Genomic DNA, 22,710 nt, shown 5'->3' with positions numbered 1-22,710 from the left:
ACCTGCGGAGAAAACCGGGCTGATGGGCGCATATATTCTCCGCCGTCTGCTTCTGATGATTCCGACGATACTCGGCATCATGGCTATTTCCTTCGCTGTGGTTCAGTTCGCCCCCGGCGGTCCGGTCGAGCGCGTGATTGCGCAGCTTTCAGGCCAGGGCGGCGACGCTCTCGACCGCCTTTCCGGCGGTGGTGGCGATTTCGGGCAAAGTGCCGTCGACAGCGGCTCGGTCAATTCCAAATATCGCGGCGCGCAGGGGCTCGACCCGCAATTCATTGCCGATCTGGAAAAGCAGTTCGGTTTCGACAAGCCGCCGCTGGAACGGTTCGGCCAGATGCTGTGGAACTATCTGCGCTTCGATTTCGGCCGCAGCTATTTTCGCGATATCAGCGTGATCGACCTCATCAAGGAAAAGATGCCGGTTTCAATCTCGCTCGGCCTGTGGCTGACTTTTCTGTCCTACATGATCTCGATTCCACTCGGCATTCGCAAGGCAATCAAGGACGGTTCGCGCTTCGACACCTGGACCAGCGCCGTCATCATCGTCGGCTACGCCATTCCAAGCTTCCTGTTTGCAATCCTGCTGATCGTACTGTTTGCGGGCGGCTCGTTCTTCGACTGGTTCCCGTTGCGCGGCCTCACCTCGCCCGATTTCGCGCAGATGTCGTTCTGGGGCAAGATCGGCGACTATCTGTGGCATATGGTGCTGCCGGTGACTGCACTCGTGCTTTCCGCCTTCGCCACCACGACATTGCTGACCAAGAATTCGTTTCTGGAAGAAATCCGCAAGCAATATGTAACCACGGCGCGCGCCAAGGGACTGACCGAGAATCAGGTTCTCTATCGTCATGTCTTCCGCAATGCGATGCTGATCGTGATCGCCGGTTTTCCGGGCGCTTTCATCTCGGCATTCTTCACCGGTTCGCTTCTGATCGAAACCATCTTCTCGCTCGACGGACTTGGCCTGCTGGGCTACCAGTCGGTCATCAACCGCGATTATCCCGTGGTCTTCGCCAATCTCTTCATCTTCTCGCTGATCGGCCTTCTGGTCGGCCTTTTGTCCGACCTCACCTATACGTGGATCGATCCGCGCATCGACTTTGACCGGAGGGACGTGTGATGACTGACACCACCCTCACCCCTGTCGTGCAACCGGTAAAGCGCCCGTTTCTTTCACCACTCAACAAGCGCCGCTGGCAGAACTTCAAGGCCAACAAGCGCGGTTACTGGTCGCTGTGGATCTTCCTGTTCCTGCTCATCGCAGCGCTTTGTTCCGAGTTCATCGCAAATGACCGGCCCATTCTCGTTTCCTACAAGGGCGAGTTGCTGATGCCGGTTTTCGTGGATTATCCGGAAGAAAAATTCGGCGGCTTTTATGCCGTCACCGACTATCGCGACCCGGTGATACAGGATGAAATCAACAACAATGGCTGGGCCATCTGGCCGCCAATCCGCTATTCCTACAACACCGTGAACAACGAGATACCGGAAGCAGCGCCTTCGAAACCGTTCTGGCTCTATTCGGCGGAAGAGCGCTGCCAGCGCTATCCGCAAGGCGTGAGCGATCCCAATTGTCGCTTCGGCAATTTCAATCTGCTCGGCACCGACGATCAGGCGCGCGATGTATTCGCACGCGCACTCTACGGCTTCCGTATTTCGGTACTGTTCGGTCTGATTCTCACCTTCTTCTCGGCAATAATCGGTGTGACGGCGGGTGCGGTTCAGGGCTATTTCGGCGGCTGGGTCGATCTTCTGTTCCAGCGCTTCATCGAAATCTGGTCCTCGATCCCGGTTCTCTACCTGTTGCTGATTATCGCGGCGATATTGCCGCCCGGCTTCTGGGTGCTTCTGGGCATCATGTTGTTGTTTTCATGGGTGGCTTTCGTCGGCGTCGTGCGCGCGGAATTTCTGCGGGCGCGAAACTTCGAATATGTGAACGCGGCGCGTGCGCTCGGCGTGAAGAACGGCACCATCATGTGGCGGCATCTCCTGCCCAACGCCATGGTCGCGACACTGACCTTCCTGCCTTTCATCCTGAACGGCTCGATCACCACCCTCACCTCGCTCGACTTCCTCGGTTTCGGCCTGCCCCCCGGTTCGGCTTCGCTGGGCGAACTGCTCGCACAAGGCAAGAATAACCTGCAGGCACCCTGGCTCGGCATTACCGGCTTTGTGGTCATCTCGCTGATGCTGTCGCTTCTGATCTTCATCGGTGAGGCAACACGCGACGCCTTCGATCCGCGAAAGGCATTTCAATGAGTGGGCCAATGAGCGGGTCTATGATCGAATCAGGGAACAAAATCCTGCTGTCCGTTCGCGATCTGTCCGTCGCATTCCGCCAGAATGGCGAGGAACGCATTTCCGTCGACCGCGTATCCTTCGACATTGCCGAAGGCGAAACGGTCGCCCTTGTCGGCGAATCGGGATCAGGCAAATCCGTCTCGGCCTTGTCCATCCTGAAGCTGCTGCCTTATCCGTCTGCCAGCCATCCTTCCGGAGAAATTCTTTTCAATGGCAAGGATTTGATGAAGGCTTCGGAGCCGGAACTGCGCCGTGTGCGCGGCAACGACATCACCATGATCTTTCAGGAGCCGATGACATCGCTCAATCCGCTGCACAGTGTGGAGCGGCAGATCGGTGAAATCCTGAAAATGCACCAAGGCATGGGGGAGCAGGCCGCACGGGCGCGGACGCTGGAACTTCTGAACGAAGTCGGCATTCGCGAACCGGAAAAGCGCCTGTCGGCCTTCCCGCACCAGCTTTCCGGCGGACAGCGCCAGCGCGTCATGATCGCCATGGCGCTTGCCAACAAGCCGAAGCTGCTGATTGCCGACGAGCCGACCACAGCGCTCGATGTCACCGTGCAGGCCCAAATCTTGAAGCTGCTGGCCGAGCTTAAAGCCGCACAGGGCATGTCGATGCTCTTCATCACCCACGACCTCGGCATTGTGCGCAAGATCGCCGACAAGGTCTGCGTGATGAGCAAGGGCAAGATCGTCGAGGCCGGGCCGACCAAAGAGATTTTCGAAAACCCGCAGCATCCTTACACCAAGCACCTGCTTGCGGCTGAACCGAAGGGCGAGCCGCCTGCCGCCGATCCAGCAGCAAAAACGGTGATGGAAGGCAAGGATATCCGTGTCTGGTTCCCGATCAAGAAGGGGTTCATGCGCAAGACCGTCGACCATGTGAAGGCGGTGGACGGCATCGACGTAAACTTACGCGCCGGACAGACGCTCGGCGTCGTCGGCGAATCGGGCTCCGGCAAGACGACGCTTGGCCTCGCACTGTCGCGCATGATTTCATCCAAGGGCGAGATCAGGTTCGACGGCCGCGATATTGCGAAATTCAGTTTCAGTGATATGCGCCCGCTGCGCCGCGAGATGCAAATCGTGTTTCAAGACCCATTCGGCTCGCTCTCACCGCGCATGACCATCGCGGACATCATCGCCGAAGGGCTTCTGGTGCATGAGCCTAAACTGTCGGCAGACGAACGCGATGCGCGTGTCGTTGTTGCGCTCAACGAAGTCAATCTCGATCCGGAAACCCGCTTCCGCTATCCGCACGAATTTTCAGGTGGCCAGCGCCAGCGCGTCGCCATTGCACGTGCCATGGTGCTGAACCCGAAATTCGTTATGCTGGACGAACCGACCTCCGCACTCGATATGAGCGTGCAGGCGCAGGTGGTCGATCTGTTACGCGCATTGCAGAAGAAGCATGATCTCGCCTATCTTTTTATCAGCCACGATCTGAAAGTGGTGCGGGCGCTGGCAAATGACGTGCTGGTGATGCGCAACGGCAAGGCGGTCGAATATGGCGCGGCGAAGGATGTTTTCGCCAACCCGCAGACCGACTATACCAAGGCGTTGATGGCGGCAGCCTTCCGGATGGAGGCAACAGAGGGAGGAGCAAGACAATGAGCGAAACCAAGGGCAACATCCTTTTGGCGATCACCGACTGGGACCCTGAAATCTGGCTGAAGACGTTTCGGGATCACGCGCCGGATCGTCCGGTGGTGACGGATCGCACGGAAAAAGATCCGTCCGTCAAATATGCGCTCGTCTGGAAGCAGAAGCCGGGCTCGCTTGAGAACCTGCCCAATCTGAAGGTGATCTTCTCGCTGGGCGCAGGCGTCGATCACGTCTTCCGCGATGACCGGATTCCCGATGTACCGCTGGTGCGCATCATCTCCGACGATCTTACCATGCGCATGACCGAATATGTCGTCTGGCAGGTGCTGGACCATCACCGTCTCGGACAGCGTTATCGCAAGCAGCAGCAGAATCATGTCTGGCATGAGGATCGCCGCCAACCTGCGGCTCATGAAGTCACTGTCGGCATCATGGGCCTCGGTGTGCTCGGGCGCGATGCGGCTGAAAAGCTGAAGTTGCTCGGCTTCAATGTCACCGGCTGGAGCCGACGCCCGCAAGAGATCGATGGCGTGCAGACCTATCACGGCAAGGACGGCTTTGGGAAATTCCTCAAGACTACCGACATCTTCGTCTGTCTGCTGCCGCTGACGCCCGACACCAAGGGTATCCTCTCCATGTCGATGTTCGCGCAACTGAAGAGCGACGGGCCGCTCGGCGCGCCGGTGCTGATCAATGCCGGACGCGGCGGTCTGCAGAACGAGGCCGATATTCTGGCCGCGCTCGATCGCGGGCTTCTTTCGGCAGCTTCGCTCGACGTGTTCAATCAGGAACCGTTGCCAACCAGCAGCCCTCTCTGGGATCACCCGCGCGTGACGATCACTCCGCACGCGGCAGCAAGCTCATCTGCAACCGCCCTTGTGCCGCAGATCATCCGGCAGATCGAAGCCTTCGAGCGGGACGGGACGCTGGAACATATCGTGGATCGTTCAACCCAATACTAGAGCGCGTTTCGATCTGATTGGATCAGATCGGCGCTCCAATCATTTGTTTTTACGCGCATCCCGATTGCCCCATCCTCGCCGACCGCCACCCGATGGCCGGCGAGTTGCTTTTGCGCCTCGCGGTCAAGTTCAATGGCGATAGGCACGTCATGCCCCATTTCACGAGCCACGATGAGGCCAAGGAGCAGGATCGCATCCGGTTCATGCAGGACAATGGCCGCAGGCGCATGACCACTATGGACCAGCTCCAGAAGAACGGCTGCTGCGGATGACGAGCCGATGGTTCCGGGCAGGCACAACACACGCCCGGCGATGCTCCGCCCATGTTCCGGATGGCGCACATCGGCAATCCGCCCGCTCTTCGGATCGACACCGCCCCAGAAGCTAATCGGCGCGGAGAGAACCAGCGCCTCAGCATCTGCCCCTTTTCCTGCAACGAGTACAGTGCTTTCCCCGATGCTCATGCCGCCTGCCTCCCGAAAACCGGCCTGCCCGCAACCGCGCTTTCCACGCATTCTTCCAACGAACCGTAAAGCACGCCATAGCCGGTGTTGCCAGGTGCATAATGCGCGAACTTGCCGGAATTCGTCATAAGGATGGCATCATCCTTAGCTGGCAAAATTGGTGTAACAACCACGCATGTGTCGGCGACAATCACGACGCCTGCTTTTTCAAGCGCCTGCCTGCGTCCGTCTTTCTCCAGCTCAACCAGTGCATGACGGCCCGTGCAGGCATAAAGCGGCACCGCGAGCTTGCGTTCCGCTATGGCGCGCTCCAGACGGTCGAATTCGGTTCTCGAAAGATGCGGACTGCCAATGGCAACCGCATCGATATGATCGACCTGCTCGACTGTCGAAAGACGCTTGCGCGTCGCCTCGATCATTTCTCGTGTGACGCGGATGACGCCTTCCGGCTTCTGGTGCTGCAAAGCCGTTTCAAGATCGGGCGCTTCGGGCGTGACACCAGCAACATGGAATAGACCGACTGCTCCAACCGATGCCGATGCCGCGCCGAAAGCTTTGAGATCGTCTTCATCGGGATGGACGGGACTGCCTGCAACGACACCGATATTCGTGCCAACACTGCGACCAAACAGATTGCCGAGAATGGGCCAGGCCACTTCCGAAGACAGGAACGCCGGGTCCAGCCCTGAAATATCGATCACCACCGTAGCGCGACGGTTTTCGCTGCGATGCAGACCATAATCGGGCGCGCGGCCAGCAATAGCACAGGCAATATCGAGGAAATCGCCATAACGATTGGTACGCGCACCCAGAACTGAATTACAGAACACGACTGCATTGGATTCACCCCAGGCGACATCTGTGCCCTTTGCTGGCCTGTGTCCCGCCTGATACGGAGCGCAGGTCCAGGTCGGCTCGCAGCCAAGCTTGATATAGGCGCGCATCATGCGCTTGGCCATATCAGCTTCGTGAGCCGGCAAAAGATTACGCGAGCAACCCGTCAGATCGATAGAGCCGACATTGAGCGTCGAGCGGACTTTGACCTTTGCACCACCCTCAACTAGCTTTTCTGCGAAAAGCGTTCCGCTATCGCCGTGATAAAGCGCACCGTCAATATGTGCCGATGCAACTGGAATAAGACGCGGCGCACCCATCAGCCTCGCGGTATCAGCCACAATGCGCATGGCCATCGCAGCGCCCTCCCCCAGATCGCCTGCGGCTATCGACCGTTCTTCATGCGTTAATGTCAGTGCCACGCGTGATCTCCTTGCGCATGGTTATGGATGTGGGGCGGCTATAGCCTGGATGCGCGGTCTCCGCGATCTTGCGATATCCAAGCTTTTCAAACACCGCCCGATTGCGCGTAAGCTCGATACGCACCTGCAACTCAATTGATGGTTTGTCTTTTGCAACCGCAACATCTTCCGCCTTTTGCATTAGCAATCGCCCAATGCCTCTTCCCTCAAAGGCGGGTGCGACGGCAAGTTTGCCGAGATAAAAGCCCTCGGCCTTTTCCCGTATGAAGACACAGCCGACAAGTCTGTCATCCAGAAAGGCCGCAAAACCGGTTTCTTCCTGTGCCTTCTGCCGCAGATTTTCCGCCGTCAGCAAACCTGCCGATGAGGGCGGATCGATCACGCCGTCCATATAGGCGAAGCTGTCGCGGATCATGCCGAGCAGTTCTTCCCACTGCCCGAAATTCTCGCCAATAGCCTCGACACGCAGAGCCGTCATTTCGGTTTGCGTGCCTTATAACGAATGGTTTCGAAGCGGACATTCAAGGCATTGTAGAGCAGCAGACGGCCCACCAAGGGTTCGCCGATACCGGTGATGAGCTTGATGACTTCCATTGCCTGCAGGCTGCCGATCACACCCGGCAGGACGCCAAGCACACCGGCTTCGGCACAGGTTGGCACCGTTCCGGGTGGCGGCGCTTCTGGAAAGAGATCGCGATAAGATGGGTTCTGCGTACCATCCGGCCCGGTCGTATAAGGCATCAGCACGGTGACCGTGCCATCAAAACGACCCATGGCGCCCGTCACGAGCGGTTTTTCCACCCTGGCAGCAGCATCGGCCAGAATATAACGCGTGGTGAAATTGTCCGAGCCATCCACCAGGACGTCATAATTGCCGATCAACGTTTCGACGTTGTCCGCATCGAGGCGAAGCTGGTGTCCCTCGACCTTCACATGTGGATTGATCCGGGCAATGGTGGCAAGCGCGCTTTCCACCTTTGGCTGGCCCACACTTTCCGTATCGTGAATGACCTGCCGTTGCAGGTTCGATAGCGAAACAGTGTCGTCATCGACAATGCCGAGCGTGCCGACACCGGCAGCTGCCAGATATTGCAGCACAGGCGCGCCAAGACCGCCTGCGCCAACGATCAGCACGCGCGCGGCCTTCAGCTTCTGCTGGCCCGGACCGCCGATTTCTGGCAGCACGATATGGCGCGCATAGCGTTCAAGTTCTTCGGACGAAAATGGTCTGGATGGTGCATTCATACCCCCGAACATATGCCTCTCCCAAGGCGCTGTCAGCGGATATTTTGCCTCACGGCACGATCCCCAAAATGGAACCGGTTCGGATCAGGTGTCAGACAGCCTGGTGAGATGACCGGCAGAGACATTGAAGAATTGCGCTTCCCCTTCAAGCGCTTCAAAAAGCGCGCGATCCGTGCCCGTCATGAAGGCCTGTCCGCCAAGCTCATCAAGGATGCCAAAGAGCGCGGCGCGGCGACCTGTATCGAGATGCGCGGCGATTTCATCGAGCAGGAGAATCGGAGCCATACCGGAAAGCTCTGCCGTCAGTCGGGCATGGGCAAGCACGAGACCGATCAAAAGCGCCTTTTGTTCGCCCGTGGAACAGAGCGCGGCTGGCATGGATTTGGGTCTGTGCTGGACGATCAGATCGGTACGATGCGGGCCTTCAAGCGTGCGGCCTGCCGCCCGGTCTCTCGCGCGGCCATCGCGCAGGGTACGGCGAAAGTCTTCTTCGAGATCAAGCGCCGCCTCGACATTGATTCTCTGCTCCAATGTCCCTTCCAGAAAGCAATCGGCCTTTGGAAACGGTCCTTCGACAGGCAGCCGTTCGATCATCGCCGCAATCAGGCGCATGGCTTCGGCGCGCGCAGCAGCAATGGCCGTGCCTAGCTCCGCCATCTGGCTTTCGATCGCATCCAGCCATTGGTCGTCATTACTGCCATCGTTCAGCAAGCGGTTGCGGCTGCGCATCGCTTTTTCGTAATCGAGCACGCGCTTGCCGTGAGCGGTATCGATAGCAAGCACCATACGGTCGAGGAAACGCCGGCGATCAGAAGCGCCTCCGGTGAAAAGCCCATCCATCGACGGCACCACCCAAAGGATGCGCGCATAGTCGAGCATGTCGTCGCCGGAACCCGCAATCCCGTTGATACGTACCTTGCGCCCCCCCTCGCCGCCGCCTGCTGTGCCCGTGCCGACTTCCGCTTCGCCATAGATCATACAGTCAAGCGCGGCATGAATGGCAAAGCCATCAAGCGAATTTGCGCGGGCAACATCGTCATAAGCAGCACGGCGCAGGCCGCGTCCCGGCGACAGAAAGGAAATTGCTTCGATCAGATTGGTCTTGCCGGAACCATTTTCGCCAGTCAGCACGACATGGCCGGGCCCAAGCGGCAGTGATAGTTCCGCATAATTGCGGAAATTCACAAGCTTGAGCCGCCGGATCGAAACACGTTCCGGGCGGCTTTGATTAGGCTCAGGCGTATTCACTTTTCTGTTCTTTAAACACGCATAGGCATCAGGACGTACAATACGTCTTCATCGCCGGTGTCGCGCACCAGCGTCGGCGAACCTGCATCGGCCAGCATGAAGACCGCGTCCGAACCCGAAAGCTGGCTCGTAATGTCGAGCAGGTATTTCGAGTTGAACCCGATATCGAGCGGATCGGCGTCATAGTCCGCCGCAAGCTCGTCAGTTGCACTGCCGGAATCGGGATTGTTGACGGTGAGCGTCAGTTGGCCATCGGCGATTGAAAGCTTCACCGCGCGGCCACGTTCGCTCGAAATGGTCGAGACACGATCCACGGAGGCCGCAAATTCCTGGCGTCCGATGGTGAGCTTCTTGTCGTTGCCAGACGGAATCACGCGCTGGTAATCCGGGAAGGTTCCGTCGATCAGCTTCGAGGTGAGGACCACCGATCCAACCGTGAAGCGAATCTTGGCGTCCGACAGTTCAACAGTAACGACCACATCCGGCACATCGACCAGCTTCTGCAGTTCGGCAACCGTTTTGCGCGGGATGATGATGCCCGGCATGCCTTCCGTGCCGGACGGTGCTTCCAGCTCGGCGCGCGCCAGACGGTGACCGTCGGTCGCGACAGCGCGTAGCTTCAGGGCACCCTCGCTTTCGATGGCGTGAAAGAAAATGCCATTGAGGTAATAGCGGGTTTCTTCCGTCGAAATCGCAAACTGCGTGCGGTCAATGAGACGCTTCAGAGCCTGCGCCTCGATCCGGAAGGAATGGGTAAATGCCCCAGCGGTCAGTTCCGGGAAATCGGACTGCGGCAGGCACTGGAGGCGGAAAGACGACTTGCCGGAAATGACCGAAATGGAACCACCATCCGGATTGGTCGACAGCATGACTTCAGCGCCATCCGGCAGCTTGCGGACGATGTCATAGAGAAGATGTGCCGGAACCGTCGTAGCGCCTGCCTGTTCCACCATGGCGGCTGTCGCTTCATTGACCTCAAGATCAAGGTCGGTCGCCTTGAGTGCGAGACTTGCGCCCTCAGCCTGCAAAAGCACGTTCGACAAAATCGGTATCGTGTTGCGGCGCTCCACGACGCGATGGACGTGGTTGAGAGATTTGAGAAGGTTCGATCGCTCTAGGGTAACACGCATGTTCAAACGCACTCGCTCGCTGGGACAGGGCAACTGCATCTGACGGGCAGGCAGGCGGCCCCTGTCGATAAGGCGCCAGGGGCGCCAGAAGGTCCGTTAAAGTGGCAGATTTTTAAGGAGAAAAGCAAGCCCGCGCCATGTCGGAAAGCGACAGGGCCCGGGCTTTTTGTTGATAACCGCGATTGATAGCGGGGAAGCTACTGTAATCAGGCCGCCTGATCGTTGATGAGGCGCTTCAGAAGCTCCAGTTCCTGCGCCAGCTTGGTGTCGGCGCCAACCAGATCCTCGATCTTGCGCACGGCATGAAGAACCGTGGTGTGATCGCGACCGCCGAAGCGGCGACCGATTTCCGGCAGAGAACGCGGCGTCATCATCTTGGCGAGATACATTGCCACCTGACGCGGCTTGACGATGGTGCGCGTGCGGCGGTTCGACAGCAGGTCCTGCTTCGAGACATTGTAATGACGCGCCACGATGCGCTGGATTTCCTCGATGCGGATACGCTTCGGTTCGCCAACGCGGGTCAGATGACCGAGCAGCTCATCGACGCGGTCGATGGAGATGTTCGGCTCGAAGGACTGACGGAACAGAAGCTGGTTGAAAGCACCTTCCAGTTCGCGGCCCGATCCGGTGACGGTGCGGGCAACGTGGGAGAGAATCTCTTCACCAATGTTCAGGCTCGAATCTTCTGCCTGCGCGACGGCGAGACGACGGCGCAGCATCTCGACACGCATGTCATAATCAGGGGCCGCCACTTCGAGCGCAACGCCACCCTGAAGACGCGAGCGAACACGCACATCGAGCGATTCCAGTTCGGACGGCGCACGGTCAGCAGCGACAACGACCTGCTTGGCGCTGTCGAGCAGCGTGTTCAGGAGGTGGCAGAACTCATGCTGGATCGACTTGCCCTGCAGGAACTGCATGTCGTCGATGACGAGAAGGTCGATATCGCGCAGCTGTTCCTTGAAGGACAGCGCATTGTTGTCGCGGATCGCGGTGGCAAAGCGCCACATGAAATACTCAGCTGTCAGATAGACAACGCGGGCCTTTTCCTGACGCTGCAACGCTGCCGCGGCAATGGCCTGAAGAAGATGCGTCTTGCCGAGGCCGACGGAAGCATGGATGAAAAGCGGATTGAAACGCACCGCGCTGGAACCGGCTTCCGCAATGGTGCGGGCGGCGGCAAGGGCCACGCGATTCGATGCGCCATCGACAAAGCTGTCGAACGTATAGCGCGGGTCGAGCGGCGAACCCAGAACGGAACCCGATGCCGATTCTGCAACGACTGCAGAACCGCGCTTCTCACCGAGCGACTGTCCAACGGGAAACACCATCTTTTCGCGCGGAGCCACAGCAGGCTTGGTTTCAACTGCTTCGCAGGCTTCCACTGGAGCTGCGCTGCGCACCACGCGGCTGACACCGCGAACCACGACTTCAACTTTCAGGATTTGCGGGTTTTCTTCCTGCCACAGCTCGGTCAGCAGTTCAGAATAGTGATTGTTGATCCAGGAGCGCAAAAATGCTGTCGGAACCGACAGGCGGACAATGCTCTTGGAGATATCGTCGAGCTTCAGACGACCGAACCAGCTGGAATAAATCTCGGTGCCGACGCGGGCTTTCAGCTTTGCCGTAAGGCGCTCGAAAACCTCGTCACCTGCATTGCCGCTCAACTCGACCAGGCTCTTTTCATTTCCGGTAGCAGAAGATCCATGGATACGGTTCGCATGTGCATCATCACCCATCGTTGCCGTCGATTTGCCGGTCATCATTGCCATCGTCTCGCCTGCCTTCACATTCGTACGCGCCGTTTTTTGGCGCTTGTCATTTTTTCCTGTCCGAACCGCGGATTTTTTATCCGTCTGGCCTGGTAGGTACTCACTCATAAAGCCCGGCTCTACAGCTCTGGGCCAAACACAAACTCAAACGGTCCCATCAGGACCAACACCCGGATACTCCTTCCCGGCGACCTTTTTACGACTCACAACACTTTTACCGGAGGCTGATTGCCCGGAAAGAAATCCGCCACAACCATTCAATTGTCGGGGACATGCCTAAAACGGCATTCCGGTTAACGAACGGTAAGCAAACAACCATGAGGAACAGGACCTTACGACCAGAATATAACACCCGCGGGCTGTGATGCCCACGCCGACAAACTCGCTATTTGATGCTAACTCCGGGCCGGTGGCCCACCCCTCTTATGCCCTGACTTTAGCGAAGCCTCGCAGCAAAGGGCAAGCCTCAGAAAGCCACATTTTTTTGCTGAAAGCCCTTGCAGGGGGACTCGACAAAAGTAGGGAATCGGACGCCAGCGAAATAACACCTTTGGATTCAATGTGTTTTCGTGGGGCAATTTTTAGGTGATCTTGATATGTTCTTCCTAAAAATAAATTTAAAAATATTCCTTGACTCAAACCCCCTTCCGAGTCCCTAAACCCGCCTGTGGATAACAGTGGATAATAATCCACAACCATTTGAAAATACTACTTAAATAGCCTCATGCGAGATTAACCGCCCTCTGAAATATTCCAGCTAGGCATTGAAAAATCTCTACAATTCAGGGTGGTATGAAAGAATGCCAGTGTTCTGAGAAACGCTCAAAAAAGAAAACCCGGCTAACAATGAGCCGGGTTTCGAAAACATTCCATAAAAATGGATGAATGCTTAGGCGTTCAGAGCCTTAACGCGCTGAGCAAGGCGAGACACCTTACGCGAGGCGGTATTCTTGTGCATCACGCCCTTGGAAGCAGCGCGCATCAGTTCAGGCTCAGCAGCCTTGAATGCGACTTCTGCAGCCTGCTTGTCGCCGCTCAGCAGAGCGTCTTCCAGCTTGCGCACGAAGGTACGAACGCGCGAACGGCGGGACTTGTTGATTTCGGTGCGGGCAGCGATCTTGCGCACTGCCTTCTTGGCCGAAGGAGTATTGGCCATAAATGCCTCTCTTTTTTCTGTCAGCTAGCCAGGGGCAAAAACCGCCGGGCACAAAACCTCTAGGGCAGCCGAGAAAATCCCTTGAAGATCCCTGGGGGCCGCCGATCCGTGGCGGGCTTATAGATCAGCTTTGGCGCGGCGTCAACGTGGATTCTGCCCCAAAGCTCGATCAAAAAGCCGCAAACCCGGCCTGAAAGCCTGCCGAAAGCGACCGGAAGGCTTCCATGATGCTCTTGTCAGGGCAGTCACTCGACCACCAGCCGATCAATTGGGGCGGTTCCGACTAAAACCGAGTCATTGAAACTGCTCTATCTATTTGTCTTTTCAAGCATGTCTTTATCCCGAAACCGGTTCCCACTTTAGGGAGACAAGCTTTAGCGATTCTTGAACGACGGCGTACGCTTGTCGATGAAGGCTGCCATGCCTTCCTTCTGGTCTTCCGTCGCAAACAGCGAATGGAACTGGCGCCGCTCGAAGCGGAGTCCTTCGCTCAGCGTCATTTCGTAGGTACGATTGACCGCTTCCTTGACCATCAGCACAGACGGACGTGAGAAGGATGCAATGCGTTCTGCCGCCTTCAGCGCTTCGTCAAGAAGCTCTTCCGGCGCAACGACGCGCGAGACGAGACCGCTGCGTTCTGCTTCCGCCGCATCCATCATGCGCCCGGTGAGGCACATATCCATCGCCTTGGACTTGCCGACATAGCGCGTGAGACGCTGCGAGCCGCCCATGCCGGGCATGACGCCGAGCGTGATTTCCGGCTGGCCGAATTTTGCGTTGCTGCCCGCGATGATGAAATCGCACATCATGGCGAGTTCGCAGCCGCCGCCCAGCGCATAGCCCGAAACCGCCGCGATGATCGGCTTGCGGACCCGATCCACTTTCTGCCAGTCAGCAAACATGTCCTGAAGATAGGCATCCACGAAATCGATCGGCTGCATTTCCTTGATGTCGGCACCGGCAGCGAAGGCCTTTTCGGAACCGGTGAGGACGATAGCGCCGATCTTGCCGTCCGTATCGAAAGCGCCGAGAGCTTCCGTCAATTCGTCGAGAACCTTGCGGTTCAAGGCATTGAGCGCCTGCGGGCGGTTGAGGCGGATGAGGCCAACGCCGCCACGTGTCTCGACGATGATCGTTTCATAGGCCATGGATTGAACTCCTCCTTCGGGCAGATCAAGCGTTTCCTGTTTTTCCTGAATCACGGGAAATGCTCTATCTTTTCGGTTTGAACCGCGCATCTTGTCCGAAAACCGTTTCACACTTTTCGGGATGCGCTCTCGCTGGTTGGCGGGCAAAGTGGACCGGCGTCACTTCTTTTTCAAGGCCTCATTGCTGGCAGGAGGCACAGAAAAAAGTTGAACGTCCCGACTGTACCGCCCGTTCCACAATGCCGTTGCAGGCAGGGTTTTTGCATGGCTCGCCCTCGCGCCCATAGACGGAGAAGGAGTGTTGGAAATAGCCAAGCGCGCCATCTGCCTGAATATAGTCCTTGAGGGTTGAACCGCCTGCGGCAATGGCTTCCGCGATCACTGTGCGGATATCGGCAGCCAATTGCTCCATGATTGCGGGATTCTGCGCAACAGACCCGGCTGTCTGCATGGGCGACAGGTGGCTACGCCAGAGCGCCTCGCAAACATAGATATTACCAAGACCAGCTATCAGCCGCTGATCGAGCAGCGCCGCCTTGAGCGGCGTCCGACGCCCCTTGAAGAGTTCGGCCAGAATGGTGCCCGAGAGCAGATTGCCTGTCGGCTCTATGCCGAGGCTTGCCAGCAGCGGGTGACTATCGAGCGTGCCTTCTTCCGCAAAAAGCATGAAGCCGAAGCGACGCGGATCGTTGTAGACGATACGGGCCGGAGCGCCATCGGCCCGCAGAAGATGAAACACAACATGGTCATGCGCACTCAGCTTGGAGCGCTCATGATGGAATTCGCCGGGCGTGCCGCCGTCATCATCAGTCTCGATGCGAAACGAACCCGACATGCCAAGATGGCTGATGACGGATAGGCCGTCATCGAGATGGATCGTCAGATATTTCGCGCGACGTCCAAGCGCCGAAATGCGCCGACCGGAAAGCCGTTCGACAAAGTGGTCGGGAAAGGGAAAGCGCAAGTCCGGGCGTCGTTGTTCGACTTGGCTGACGGTCGCGCCCTCCATGACGGGCTGCAGACCACGGCGAACCGTTTCGACTTCTGGCAATTCGGGCATAGAAAACTGATCCTGAACAAGAGCCATGCATTGGCTTTGCCCTTATATGTTCAGTTTTGTCCGCAATGCCAAGATGTTCAGCAATTGGTACAGGGAAGCGTGTTCGTATAGCGGGGCGCCAGATAATAGGTTTCGCTCATCGGAATGCTCGTGGAAATCCATGCATTGAGCGGCCTGTAGTCGAGTTCGACGTCGACTTTGATGAAATACGATCCTTCATCCAGAAGGCTTGACGGAATATCGCCGACATCCCCCTTCTTGGCGGCAAAATCCGCAATGTTGGCATAGGACCAATCGACCTCCGGTGTCAGGTTGCTGGCCCTCGCCGTTCCGTCAATCCTGATTGCGGTGATCCTTATCTTCGGTGTGCTCCGACCATAGGGCAGCAGTGACGCGCGACTGATGTTGAACATATCGTTCAGATCATTCTTCGTGACCGACAATTGGCGGGCAACCAGATCAGCGAGGCTGCTCGCCGAGCGCGACACTTTCTTGTTCGTGTCGACCCCGTCAGCCAGATCAACAGAGCCCAGATAAATCAGAAGCAGGACGGGCGCGATCAGTGCGAATTCAACCGCACCCAATCCGCGTCTATCATTCAGGAATTTTCGAAGACAAGTACGCATGGCAATCGATCGCTCCAGAATGCATTCCGAAAAGTGCGAGGCGATTTTCGGAACGCACATCAGTTGTTTTAGTTCGGGAAGGGTTCGTTCTGCCAGGTGAGGGTCGCAAAGAGCGGCATGGTGCCCCCTGCAGCATGTGGATTTTCGATCAGATAAAGGATGTTTGTCAGCACGGGCCACGCATAAACCACGTTGAGCTGATTGATCGTCGAGGTTCCACTGGTCCCGATAATACCTGTCCGCGTGAGCTTGCCCTCACCGTCGAGAATCTGGTCAATCGGAACCTTGTCGAAGCCTTCGTAGGTTCCCAGATTGAGCGAAAGATTGGGACAGCCTTGCGCGACCATAAACTGCATCTGCTGACAGAGTTCGGTGCGCAGGGTTCCTTCGCTGATTTGAGCCCCTCTGATCTGCCCCGTCTGCAATCGGCGTGCAACAGTCTCTGTCGCATTGGATATGACCTGACGCGCCACAAAACTCATACCGATTTCGATCGTCGCAAAGATGATGATCAGGAACGGAACGATGAGCAACGCGAACTCCACCGCCGCCACACCATGTTGTGCACGGGCAAAACGGCGTAAGTTCGCGCTCACCCCTGCAAGGCCAAGCGCCAAAATCCGGAAAGTCATAACCCCACCCAACTTCACATGAATTCCATTGGGAGTATCGTTACAACAGGACAACCTGAAAGAGTATTAACGGAACAGGGACTCACGACTGAATAGCGTTACTTGTCGTCGAAGCCGTTCTTCGTTGAGGCTTTTTCGCAGTAAGGCGTACAGGAAAGCGTTTGCACTTCGGCCTGCCGGTAAATTCGCGTCGTGCCGCGTGCATTGCGGGAAACCACCAGCTCACGGTCGAGGATCGGTTCGCCCTGCTTGTCCATGACGACAATATTGGTGACGCCAAAATCCTTGCCAGTCAGAACAATAGTCTGTGCATCCTGAACGACGGCATCGGCAATCGACGGATTTCCGATCACGACACTGTCGGCTGGCCGCGCGAGCCGCAAGATGCGCGCCTGGCTTGTTTCAAGAGCAATGTAGTCTTCCGCAGACGCCGGTATGGCCGCAAAGACCGTCATGAACGCAAGGCCCATGGCGGACACCATGCCGAAGCCACCCAAAGCAAACAATCGACGCGTCACGCGACATTCCCCCGCAGATATAGTGGGCTCAGCGAATGGAACCCCATCAATATAATGAGCAAAGAATGAAGGGGATTGGTGAAGGAAGAATTAAGTCGCTACCCTTCCGTGCAGACCGCGTTCACAATTCGCCAAAGATTAACCAATCGTGCGATTGCAGTGATCCGGAAAGCGCCGTTACACTTCATTAACCCTGATTGTTAAGAGGGCCACAATTCCTCTCTCTTATGCTTCAGCTCATCCGAAACTAGAGCGCGTTTCCAAAAACCAGCGCGATCGGAACAGCGAGGAGCATGTGATGCCGACATTGATGACGCGCTTCATGAAGAACAGGGCCGGTTCGACAGCAATCGAATATGCGCTGATCGGCACACTCGTTTCCATAATGATCATCAGCGGTGTCGCGCTCGTGGCCGGTAATGTCGGCGAAAAATTCAATGACACGGCCATACAGTTCGAACAGGCGACGAACCGCTAATCATCAAAGCGCAACTCCGTGCAAACGGTGACCAAATGATGGGATGACAGGCGACGCGGGGGATCGGCAATGACAGCAGCAGCCATGACGGCAATCTTTGCTCTGGCAATGGTGACGGCCATGATCACCGACTTGACCTCGATGACCATCCGCAACCGCGTTTCCATCGGACTGACCCTGGGCTTTGTCCTGCTCGCACCGTTCTGCGGAATTTCCCTCGCAGACTATGGCTGGCATCTGGCTGTCGGCGGTATCGTACTCATCATCACCTTTTCGCTCTTTTGCCTGCGCGCCATGGGTGGTGGTGACGCCAAGCTCATTGCGGCGACGGCCTTGTGGTTCGGTCCCAATGCCAGCCTCATGGATTATATTGTGATGGTTTCGATCCTGGGCGGCGTGCTGACACTCACGATCATCCTCTACAGGATGATCCCCCGTCCGCTTCTGGCGGATCGCTATGCCTTCTTGGGAACACTCGCCCGCAAGGATGTGGGCATTCCCTACGGCATTGCACTTGGCGCTGCCGGTCTCTGGACATTTCCACTGTCGCCAGTCGGGGAAACGATGAAAACCTATATGGCAGGGGCATTTTAAGCGCATTTATGCGCAACGTTCGCGTGTACTCCCAATCTTTCTTTATTCGAATAAGATTATATTAACCATAATTACACGATTCCCAGTGCAATTTTGGAACACGTCATCAAGACGTGGGGATTTGCGCGGGGCACATCATGAAATCAGCTCGACTGCTCATTTTAGGAGTGGCCGTTCTTGCGGCAGGTGGCGCTGGCTATATTGCCATGAACCTCGCCGCACCGCCGCCTGCTCCCGTTGTCGTCGCGCCTGAAACGCCGCAGATGAAGCTGGAAGACGTGCTGGTTGCCACCGAAAATCTCGGTGTCGGCGCAGAGCTTACATCGCAGATGCGCTGGCAGCCCTGGCCTGCCGAAGCTGTCAGCGACGGCTATATCACCCGCGCAAGCGAACCCGACGCCATCAATCAGTTGAGTGGCGCAACCGTGCGCCTGCAGTTCTTCACGGGCGAACCGATCCGCAAGACCAAGCTCATCGGTCCGGGACAGAGCTTCATGTCGTCGATCCTGCCACCCGGCATGCGCGCCGTCGCGACACAGATCAATGCCGAAAGCTCGGCAGGCGGCTTCATTCTTCCCAATGACTTCGTCGATGTCATCATGACCCGCCGCAAGCCGGACAATGGCGATAAATCGCTGACGCCATTCACCACAGAAACCGTGTTGCAGAATGTGCGTGTTCTGGCCATCGATCAGGCCATTCAGGAAGACGAACAGGGCCGCAAGGTCATGGTCGGCCAGACCGCGACGCTCGAAGTCACGCCGGAACAGGCCGAAATCATCACCGTCGCCCAGCAGATGGCAGACCGCCTGACGCTGGCACTTCGCTCGACACAGGATGTCGAGGACAAGGATATCAAGCAGGCCGACTATCTGGTTTCCTCGCCGACCCGCAGCGGAACGGTCAAAGTCATCAAGTCCGGCAGCGTTACAGAAATAGGACCGCGCTCATGAGAAAGACAAAACGCGTGCGCCCATATTCCGCAAAAGTCGCACTTTTAACCAGCGCGCTTGCCGCCTTCTCACTACCACTCACCGATATGTCCGCCATGGCGGCGGCCGGCATCGTCAAGGTCGGCAGCCAGCAGCGTTCGCAGACGATCAAGCTTGGCCTCAACAAGTCGGTCGTGCTCGATCTTCCGCAGGATGCTTATGACGTTCTCGTCTCCAACCCGACAATCGCCGATGCGGTGACGCGTACGTCGCGACGCATCTATCTTTTCGGCAAGCAGGTCGGACAGACCAATATTTTCGTTTTCGGTCCCAATGGCGAACAGGTCGCATCCATCAATGTCGAAATCGAGCGCGATGTGAGCGGGATTTCATCCCAGCTGAAGCGCCTCATTCCCGGTTCCGATATTCGCGTCGAACTGATCAACGACAATGTGGTGCTGACCGGAACGGTGCAGACCCCACAGGATTCTGCACAGGCCGCAAAGCTTGCAGGCCTTTTCGTTTCCGGTGGCGAAGCAACAACCGGTCAGTTCACCACGACTGCGTCCGCGCCAACAGATGGCGGCGGCGTTGCTATCAACAATCCCGACCGGAACCGCCGCGCGAGCGCCATCGTCAATATGCTGACTATCGTCGGTGAGGATCAGGTGACATTGAAAGTCACCGTCGCGGAAGTCAGCCGCTCGGTTATGAAGCAGCTTGGCGTCAATATGGCAGGCAGCGGTGTTTCGAACGGCATTTCCTATGGGGGAATTTCCGAGAGTATTGCCGGAGCCATTGGCAACAACCTGTCCGATACCGGATTCGGCCTCGCGACAAGCAATTTTTCCGCCTATCTGCGGGCAATGGAATCGGCAGGCGTCATGAAGACGCTCGCCGAGCCGACCCTGACCGCAATCTCCGGCGAAAAAGCGGCCTTCAATGTCGGCGGCGAATATAATGTCATCAACAGCGTCAAATATGATGATGACGGAAAGCGCACCAATGAACTGGCCAAGATCAACTACGGCATTGGTCTCGAATTCATGCCGACCGTGCTGGGGCCGGGACGCATCAGCCTGAAAATCAGAACCTCCGTCTCTGAGCCGACGACAGAAGGCGCAGGCACCACCAACAAGATGGATGGCGTTGGCGCAAGTGTTCTATCGCTGCGCAAGCGTGTCGCCGATACCACGGTCGAACTTCCGTCCGGCGGTTCCATGATGATCGGTGGGTTGATCCGCGATGAAGTGCGCCAGTCGGTTTCCGGCTTTCCAGGCCTTACCAAGATTCCGGTCCTCGGCGCGCTGTTCCGCAGCAAGGATTTCATCCGCAACGAATCCGAACTGGTGGTGATCGTCACACCTTATCTGGCACGCCCCGTTGCCCGCCAGCAGCTTGCGCGACCCGACGACAATCTCAATCCGGCCAGCGATGGCGCGGGATACATCCTTGGCAAGGTCAATCGCGTTTACGGCACGATGGAAACCAAACTGCCGCCCGGTCGCTACAACGGCGTCGTCGGTTATATCTACAAGTGAGCGGGGACAGATCATGACATATTCAGTCAGAGGCTTTTGCAGGATTTCCACCCGACCAGCGCTTGTCGCTCTGTCACTGGCCCTTCTGGCAGGTTGTGCGAACCGCCAGCACGTAACCGTTGGCGCTTTGCCGGATGATTATCGTACCAATCATCCGATCACGATTGCGGAGCGGGAGCAGGTCACCGATATTCCGGTTGCACAAGCCGACCAGAAGCTGAGCCCAATGCAGCGTGGCATCGTTCAAGGTGCCATCGCCAATTACCGGCGTGGTGGCTCAGGCATGCTCTATGTGCTGGTGCCTTCAGGCACCTCCAATCAGGCGGCGGCCTATCGGTTAAGCACCGAAGTGTCGGCTATGCTCCGGCGCGGCGGCATCAAGGCAAACAATATCGCCATCGAAAACTATCCCGTTGAAAACCCGGAAGCGGCAGCGCCCATCAGGATCAGCTATTATGCGATGACCGCGGGCACGACGCCATGCGGTCGCTGGCCGGACGATCTCGCCAGCACGCCTGAAAACAAGCATTACGCCAATTTTGGCTGTGCCTCGCAGAACAATCTTGCCGCTCAGGTCGCCAATCCGGCCGATCTTCTGGGACCACGCGTCATGTCGCCAATCGATTCGGACCGCACGACCGAACGTCTCAACGGCGATCAGGGCTACGTGAAAATGTCGCCGGCACAGACGGACAACTGGCAAGAACCCCGCAGCAAGCAAGCCGAGTATTAAGAGGGCGCCATGAGCAACTTCGCTTTCGAACCAGCGGAAGAAGAACAAGGCCTCGAGACGGGCCGTGCGCCGATCATGCTCGAAAATGTGCGCCCCATTCCACGCATTTCGATCCAGGCGTTCTGCGTGAACGAAAGCGTCGCCATTCCAATAGAGCGCGCCGGCGGCGACCGGCGCATGGCCAAAACCCATCTGAAAGTCATGATGGGCGGTATTGCAGCGGCTACCGAGTTTTATCAGACCGCCTCCACGCCGAATCTGATCATTGTCGAATCGGCGTCCGAACCCAATGTGCTGCTTGAAGAACTGCAGCAATTGTCGGAGGTATGCGATTCCGGTTCAAAAGTTATGGTGATTGGTCATTCCAACGAGGTCTGGCTTTATCGCGAATTGCTGCGGCGCGGCGTTTCAGAATATATCGTGGCGCCTGTCTCGCTCGCAGACATTCTGGCCATCGTTTCCTCGATTTTTCTCGATCCCGGTGCAGAACCGCTGGGGCGTTCCATCGCCTTTATCGGTGCGAAAGGTGGCGTTGGTGCTTCGACAATCGCCCACAATGTCGCCTGGTCGATCTCCGACTTGTTTCGGCACGATGTCGTGCTGGCAGACATGGACCTGCCCTTTGGCACAGCAAACATCAATTTCGATCAGGACCCGACGCTCGGCATCGCCGATGCCGTTTTCTCGCCTGAGCGGATCGATGAGGTCTATCTCGACCGGTTGCTGGTTCAATATGACGATCACCTTTCAATCCTCGCTGCACCTTCGAGCCTGGAGCGGACATTCGATTTCGGCGAAGACGCCTTTGCCGAAATGATCGATGTTGCCCAACGCAATTCTCCGCTGATTGTGCTGGATGTGGCACATGGCTGGAGCGGATGGACGCGGACCACATTGATGCGCGCCGATGAGGTCGTGATCGTTGCAACGCCCGATCTCGCCAATCTGCGCAACACGAAGAACCTTCTCGACACGCTGGCGCAACTGCGACCGAACGATGTGAAACCGCATCTCGTCCTCAACCAGATGGGCATTCCCAAACGGCCGGAAATTGCGCTCGCAGATTTTGCCGAGCCGCTCGGCATCGACCCTGTCGCGACTATAGACTTCGATCCGCAGCTTTTCGGTAATGCAGCCAACAACGGCCGGATGATCGCAGAAACCAATCCGGAAAGTCCGATTGCCGAAGCCATCAGCCATATTGCGCATGTCGTGACTGGCAGGGCGGATGTGCAGCCGCGCAAGAAGAGCAGCATTTCGAGCCTTCTCGGCAAATTTGCACGCAAGACCAAGTAACGGCAGGA

23 protein-coding genes are annotated in these 22,710 nt (G+C 57.2%); 10 read left to right on the top strand and 13 right to left on the bottom strand.

What is annotated here, in order from left to right; translation table 11 throughout:
• Nucleotides 1-22 precede the first annotated feature (22 nt).
• From CES86_RS13135 to CES86_RS13120, 4 genes are read left to right on the top strand one after another with little or no spacing between them, the layout of a single operon-like run.
• Nucleotides 23-1,120, top strand: a complete 1,098-nt coding sequence (locus tag CES86_RS13135; RefSeq protein WP_010657819.1) for a microcin C ABC transporter permease YejB — start codon at nucleotides 23-25, stop codon at nucleotides 1,118-1,120.
• Nucleotides 1,120-2,259, top strand: a complete 1,140-nt coding sequence (locus CES86_RS13130) for an ABC transporter permease (protein ID WP_094514581.1) — start codon at nucleotides 1,120-1,122, stop codon at nucleotides 2,257-2,259. Before CES86_RS13135 ends, CES86_RS13130 begins: the two co-directional genes overlap by 1 nt.
• Nucleotides 2,256-3,917, top strand: a complete 1,662-nt coding sequence (locus tag CES86_RS13125; protein WP_094514579.1) for an ABC transporter ATP-binding protein — start codon at nucleotides 2,256-2,258, stop codon at nucleotides 3,915-3,917. The genes CES86_RS13130 and CES86_RS13125 overlap by 4 nt, the downstream gene beginning before the upstream one ends.
• On the top strand, nucleotides 3,914-4,870 hold the full coding sequence (locus CES86_RS13120; RefSeq protein ID WP_011982252.1) for a 2-hydroxyacid dehydrogenase: 957 nt from the start codon (nucleotides 3,914-3,916) through the stop codon (nucleotides 4,868-4,870). Before CES86_RS13125 ends, CES86_RS13120 begins: the two co-directional genes overlap by 4 nt.
• Here the strand turns inward: CES86_RS13120 and CES86_RS13115 are convergent.
• The 13 genes from CES86_RS13115 to CES86_RS13050 all read right to left on the bottom strand — a co-directional run bounded on the left by CES86_RS13115 (nucleotide 4,867) and on the right by CES86_RS13050 (nucleotide 17,128).
• Complete coding sequence (locus CES86_RS13115) at nucleotides 4,867-5,334, bottom strand: aconitase X swivel domain-containing protein (RefSeq protein WP_011982251.1); 468 nt, start codon at nucleotides 5,332-5,334, stop codon at nucleotides 4,867-4,869. The two genes, CES86_RS13120 and CES86_RS13115, sit on opposite strands and share 4 nt — an antisense overlap.
• Nucleotides 5,331-6,590, bottom strand: coding sequence for an aconitase X (locus tag CES86_RS13110; protein WP_011982250.1), 1,260 nt, complete (start codon nucleotides 6,588-6,590; stop codon nucleotides 5,331-5,333). The genes CES86_RS13115 and CES86_RS13110 overlap by 4 nt, the downstream gene beginning before the upstream one ends.
• Nucleotides 6,568-7,068 (bottom strand): GNAT family N-acetyltransferase, encoded by a 501-nt coding sequence (locus CES86_RS13105; RefSeq protein WP_011982249.1) that lies wholly within the window; start codon nucleotides 7,066-7,068, stop codon nucleotides 6,568-6,570. Before CES86_RS13105 ends, CES86_RS13110 begins: the two co-directional genes overlap by 23 nt.
• Nucleotides 7,065-7,847 (bottom strand): molybdopterin-synthase adenylyltransferase MoeB, encoded by a 783-nt coding sequence (locus CES86_RS13100; protein ID WP_181834082.1) that lies wholly within the window; start codon nucleotides 7,845-7,847, stop codon nucleotides 7,065-7,067. Before CES86_RS13100 ends, CES86_RS13105 begins: the two co-directional genes overlap by 4 nt.
• A gap of 72 nt (nucleotides 7,848-7,919) precedes the next feature.
• The gene (gene recF, locus CES86_RS13095; RefSeq protein ID WP_094514578.1) at nucleotides 7,920-9,083 is read right to left on the bottom strand and encodes a DNA replication/repair protein RecF; all 1,164 of its coding nucleotides are present in this window, start codon (nucleotides 9,081-9,083) and stop codon (nucleotides 7,920-7,922) included.
• Nucleotides 9,084-9,094: 11 nt separating this feature from the next.
• Complete coding sequence (dnaN, locus tag CES86_RS13090) at nucleotides 9,095-10,213, bottom strand: DNA polymerase III subunit beta (protein ID WP_040129048.1); 1,119 nt, start codon at nucleotides 10,211-10,213, stop codon at nucleotides 9,095-9,097.
• 206 nt (nucleotides 10,214-10,419) lie between these two features.
• Complete coding sequence (dnaA, locus tag CES86_RS13085; protein ID WP_011982245.1) at nucleotides 10,420-11,982, bottom strand: chromosomal replication initiator protein DnaA; 1,563 nt, start codon at nucleotides 11,980-11,982, stop codon at nucleotides 10,420-10,422.
• An 895-nt stretch (nucleotides 11,983-12,877) separates the two neighbouring features.
• Nucleotides 12,878-13,144, bottom strand: a complete 267-nt coding sequence (gene rpsT, locus CES86_RS13080; RefSeq protein WP_010657809.1) for a 30S ribosomal protein S20 — start codon at nucleotides 13,142-13,144, stop codon at nucleotides 12,878-12,880.
• Between the two features lie 374 nt (nucleotides 13,145-13,518).
• Nucleotides 13,519-14,292 (bottom strand): enoyl-CoA hydratase, encoded by a 774-nt coding sequence (locus CES86_RS13070; protein WP_010657808.1) that lies wholly within the window; start codon nucleotides 14,290-14,292, stop codon nucleotides 13,519-13,521.
• A gap of 178 nt (nucleotides 14,293-14,470) precedes the next feature.
• Complete coding sequence (gene mutM, locus CES86_RS13065) at nucleotides 14,471-15,352, bottom strand: bifunctional DNA-formamidopyrimidine glycosylase/DNA-(apurinic or apyrimidinic site) lyase (protein WP_040130028.1); 882 nt, start codon at nucleotides 15,350-15,352, stop codon at nucleotides 14,471-14,473.
• 77 nt (nucleotides 15,353-15,429) lie between these two features.
• Complete coding sequence (locus CES86_RS13060; protein ID WP_012090968.1) at nucleotides 15,430-15,978, bottom strand: TadE/TadG family type IV pilus assembly protein; 549 nt, start codon at nucleotides 15,976-15,978, stop codon at nucleotides 15,430-15,432.
• 68 nt (nucleotides 15,979-16,046) lie between these two features.
• Nucleotides 16,047-16,610 (bottom strand): TadE/TadG family type IV pilus assembly protein, encoded by a 564-nt coding sequence (locus CES86_RS13055; RefSeq protein ID WP_012090969.1) that lies wholly within the window; start codon nucleotides 16,608-16,610, stop codon nucleotides 16,047-16,049.
• 98 nt (nucleotides 16,611-16,708) lie between these two features.
• Entirely contained in the window at nucleotides 16,709-17,128 is a 420-nt protein-coding gene (locus CES86_RS13050) for a pilus assembly protein N-terminal domain-containing protein (RefSeq protein ID WP_012090970.1), read from the bottom strand.
• A gap of 298 nt (nucleotides 17,129-17,426) precedes the next feature.
• Between CES86_RS13050 and CES86_RS13045 the strand changes: the two genes are divergently transcribed.
• The 6 genes from CES86_RS13045 to CES86_RS13020 all read left to right on the top strand — a co-directional run bounded on the left by CES86_RS13045 (nucleotide 17,427) and on the right by CES86_RS13020 (nucleotide 22,702).
• Nucleotides 17,427-17,606: a Flp family type IVb pilin gene (locus CES86_RS13045; RefSeq protein ID WP_010657803.1), complete on the top strand. Its 180-nt coding sequence runs from the start codon at nucleotides 17,427-17,429 to the stop codon at nucleotides 17,604-17,606.
• Nucleotides 17,607-17,675: 69 nt separating this feature from the next.
• Nucleotides 17,676-18,200: an A24 family peptidase gene (locus CES86_RS13040; RefSeq protein WP_012090972.1), complete on the top strand. Its 525-nt coding sequence runs from the start codon at nucleotides 17,676-17,678 to the stop codon at nucleotides 18,198-18,200.
• 137 nt (nucleotides 18,201-18,337) lie between these two features.
• Nucleotides 18,338-19,153 (top strand): Flp pilus assembly protein CpaB, encoded by an 816-nt coding sequence (gene cpaB, locus CES86_RS13035; RefSeq protein ID WP_010657801.1) that lies wholly within the window; start codon nucleotides 18,338-18,340, stop codon nucleotides 19,151-19,153.
• Nucleotides 19,150-20,673: a type II and III secretion system protein family protein gene (locus CES86_RS13030; RefSeq protein ID WP_094514576.1), complete on the top strand. Its 1,524-nt coding sequence runs from the start codon at nucleotides 19,150-19,152 to the stop codon at nucleotides 20,671-20,673. The genes cpaB and CES86_RS13030 overlap by 4 nt, the downstream gene beginning before the upstream one ends.
• Before the next feature lie 13 nt (nucleotides 20,674-20,686).
• Nucleotides 20,687-21,406 carry a CpaD family pilus assembly protein gene (locus tag CES86_RS13025; RefSeq protein ID WP_012090974.1) on the top strand — a complete coding sequence of 240 codons (720 nt, stop codon included), beginning with the start codon at nucleotides 20,687-20,689 and terminating at the stop codon, nucleotides 21,404-21,406.
• 9 nt (nucleotides 21,407-21,415) lie between these two features.
• Complete coding sequence (locus tag CES86_RS13020) at nucleotides 21,416-22,702, top strand: AAA family ATPase (protein WP_012090975.1); 1,287 nt, start codon at nucleotides 21,416-21,418, stop codon at nucleotides 22,700-22,702.
• Nucleotides 22,703-22,710 lie beyond the last annotated feature (8 nt).

Source organism: Brucella lupini (assembly GCF_002252535.1).
GTDB lineage: Bacteria > Pseudomonadota > Alphaproteobacteria > Rhizobiales > Rhizobiaceae > Brucella > Brucella anthropi.
Note: the sequence above shows the minus strand (reverse complement) of the source record. Positions and strands in the feature narration are given on the sequence as shown.

Coding starts and splice junctions, on each gene's coding strand:
- CES86_RS13130 (WP_094514581.1), top strand. CDS start 1,120: ATGACTGACACCACCCTCACCCCTGTCGTGCAACCGGTAAAGCGCCCG.
- CES86_RS13040 (WP_012090972.1), top strand. CDS start 17,676: ATGACAGCAGCAGCCATGACGGCAATCTTTGCTCTGGCAATGGTGACG.
- rpsT (WP_010657809.1), bottom strand. CDS start 13,144: ATGGCCAATACTCCTTCGGCCAAGAAGGCAGTGCGCAAGATCGCTGCC.
- CES86_RS13055 (WP_012090969.1), bottom strand. CDS start 16,610: ATGACTTTCCGGATTTTGGCGCTTGGCCTTGCAGGGGTGAGCGCGAAC.
- CES86_RS13120 (WP_011982252.1), top strand. CDS start 3,914: ATGAGCGAAACCAAGGGCAACATCCTTTTGGCGATCACCGACTGGGAC.
- CES86_RS13030 (WP_094514576.1), top strand. CDS start 19,150: ATGAGAAAGACAAAACGCGTGCGCCCATATTCCGCAAAAGTCGCACTT.
- dnaA (WP_011982245.1), bottom strand. CDS start 11,982: ATGATGACCGGCAAATCGACGGCAACGATGGGTGATGATGCACATGCG.
- CES86_RS13105 (WP_011982249.1), bottom strand. CDS start 7,068: ATGACGGCTCTGCGTGTCGAGGCTATTGGCGAGAATTTCGGGCAGTGG.
- CES86_RS13070 (WP_010657808.1), bottom strand. CDS start 14,292: ATGGCCTATGAAACGATCATCGTCGAGACACGTGGCGGCGTTGGCCTC.
- CES86_RS13025 (WP_012090974.1), top strand. CDS start 20,687: ATGACATATTCAGTCAGAGGCTTTTGCAGGATTTCCACCCGACCAGCG.
- CES86_RS13060 (WP_012090968.1), bottom strand. CDS start 15,978: ATGCGTACTTGTCTTCGAAAATTCCTGAATGATAGACGCGGATTGGGT.
- CES86_RS13135 (WP_010657819.1), top strand. CDS start 23: ATGGGCGCATATATTCTCCGCCGTCTGCTTCTGATGATTCCGACGATA.
- CES86_RS13125 (WP_094514579.1), top strand. CDS start 2,256: ATGAGTGGGCCAATGAGCGGGTCTATGATCGAATCAGGGAACAAAATC.
- CES86_RS13100 (WP_181834082.1), bottom strand. CDS start 7,847: ATGTTCGGGGGTATGAATGCACCATCCAGACCATTTTCGTCCGAAGAA.
- cpaB (WP_010657801.1), top strand. CDS start 18,338: ATGAAATCAGCTCGACTGCTCATTTTAGGAGTGGCCGTTCTTGCGGCA.
- mutM (WP_040130028.1), bottom strand. CDS start 15,352: ATGCCCGAATTGCCAGAAGTCGAAACGGTTCGCCGTGGTCTGCAGCCC.
- CES86_RS13115 (WP_011982251.1), bottom strand. CDS start 5,334: ATGAGCATCGGGGAAAGCACTGTACTCGTTGCAGGAAAAGGGGCAGAT.
- dnaN (WP_040129048.1), bottom strand. CDS start 10,213: ATGCGTGTTACCCTAGAGCGATCGAACCTTCTCAAATCTCTCAACCAC.
- CES86_RS13020 (WP_012090975.1), top strand. CDS start 21,416: ATGAGCAACTTCGCTTTCGAACCAGCGGAAGAAGAACAAGGCCTCGAG.
- CES86_RS13045 (WP_010657803.1), top strand. CDS start 17,427: ATGCCGACATTGATGACGCGCTTCATGAAGAACAGGGCCGGTTCGACA.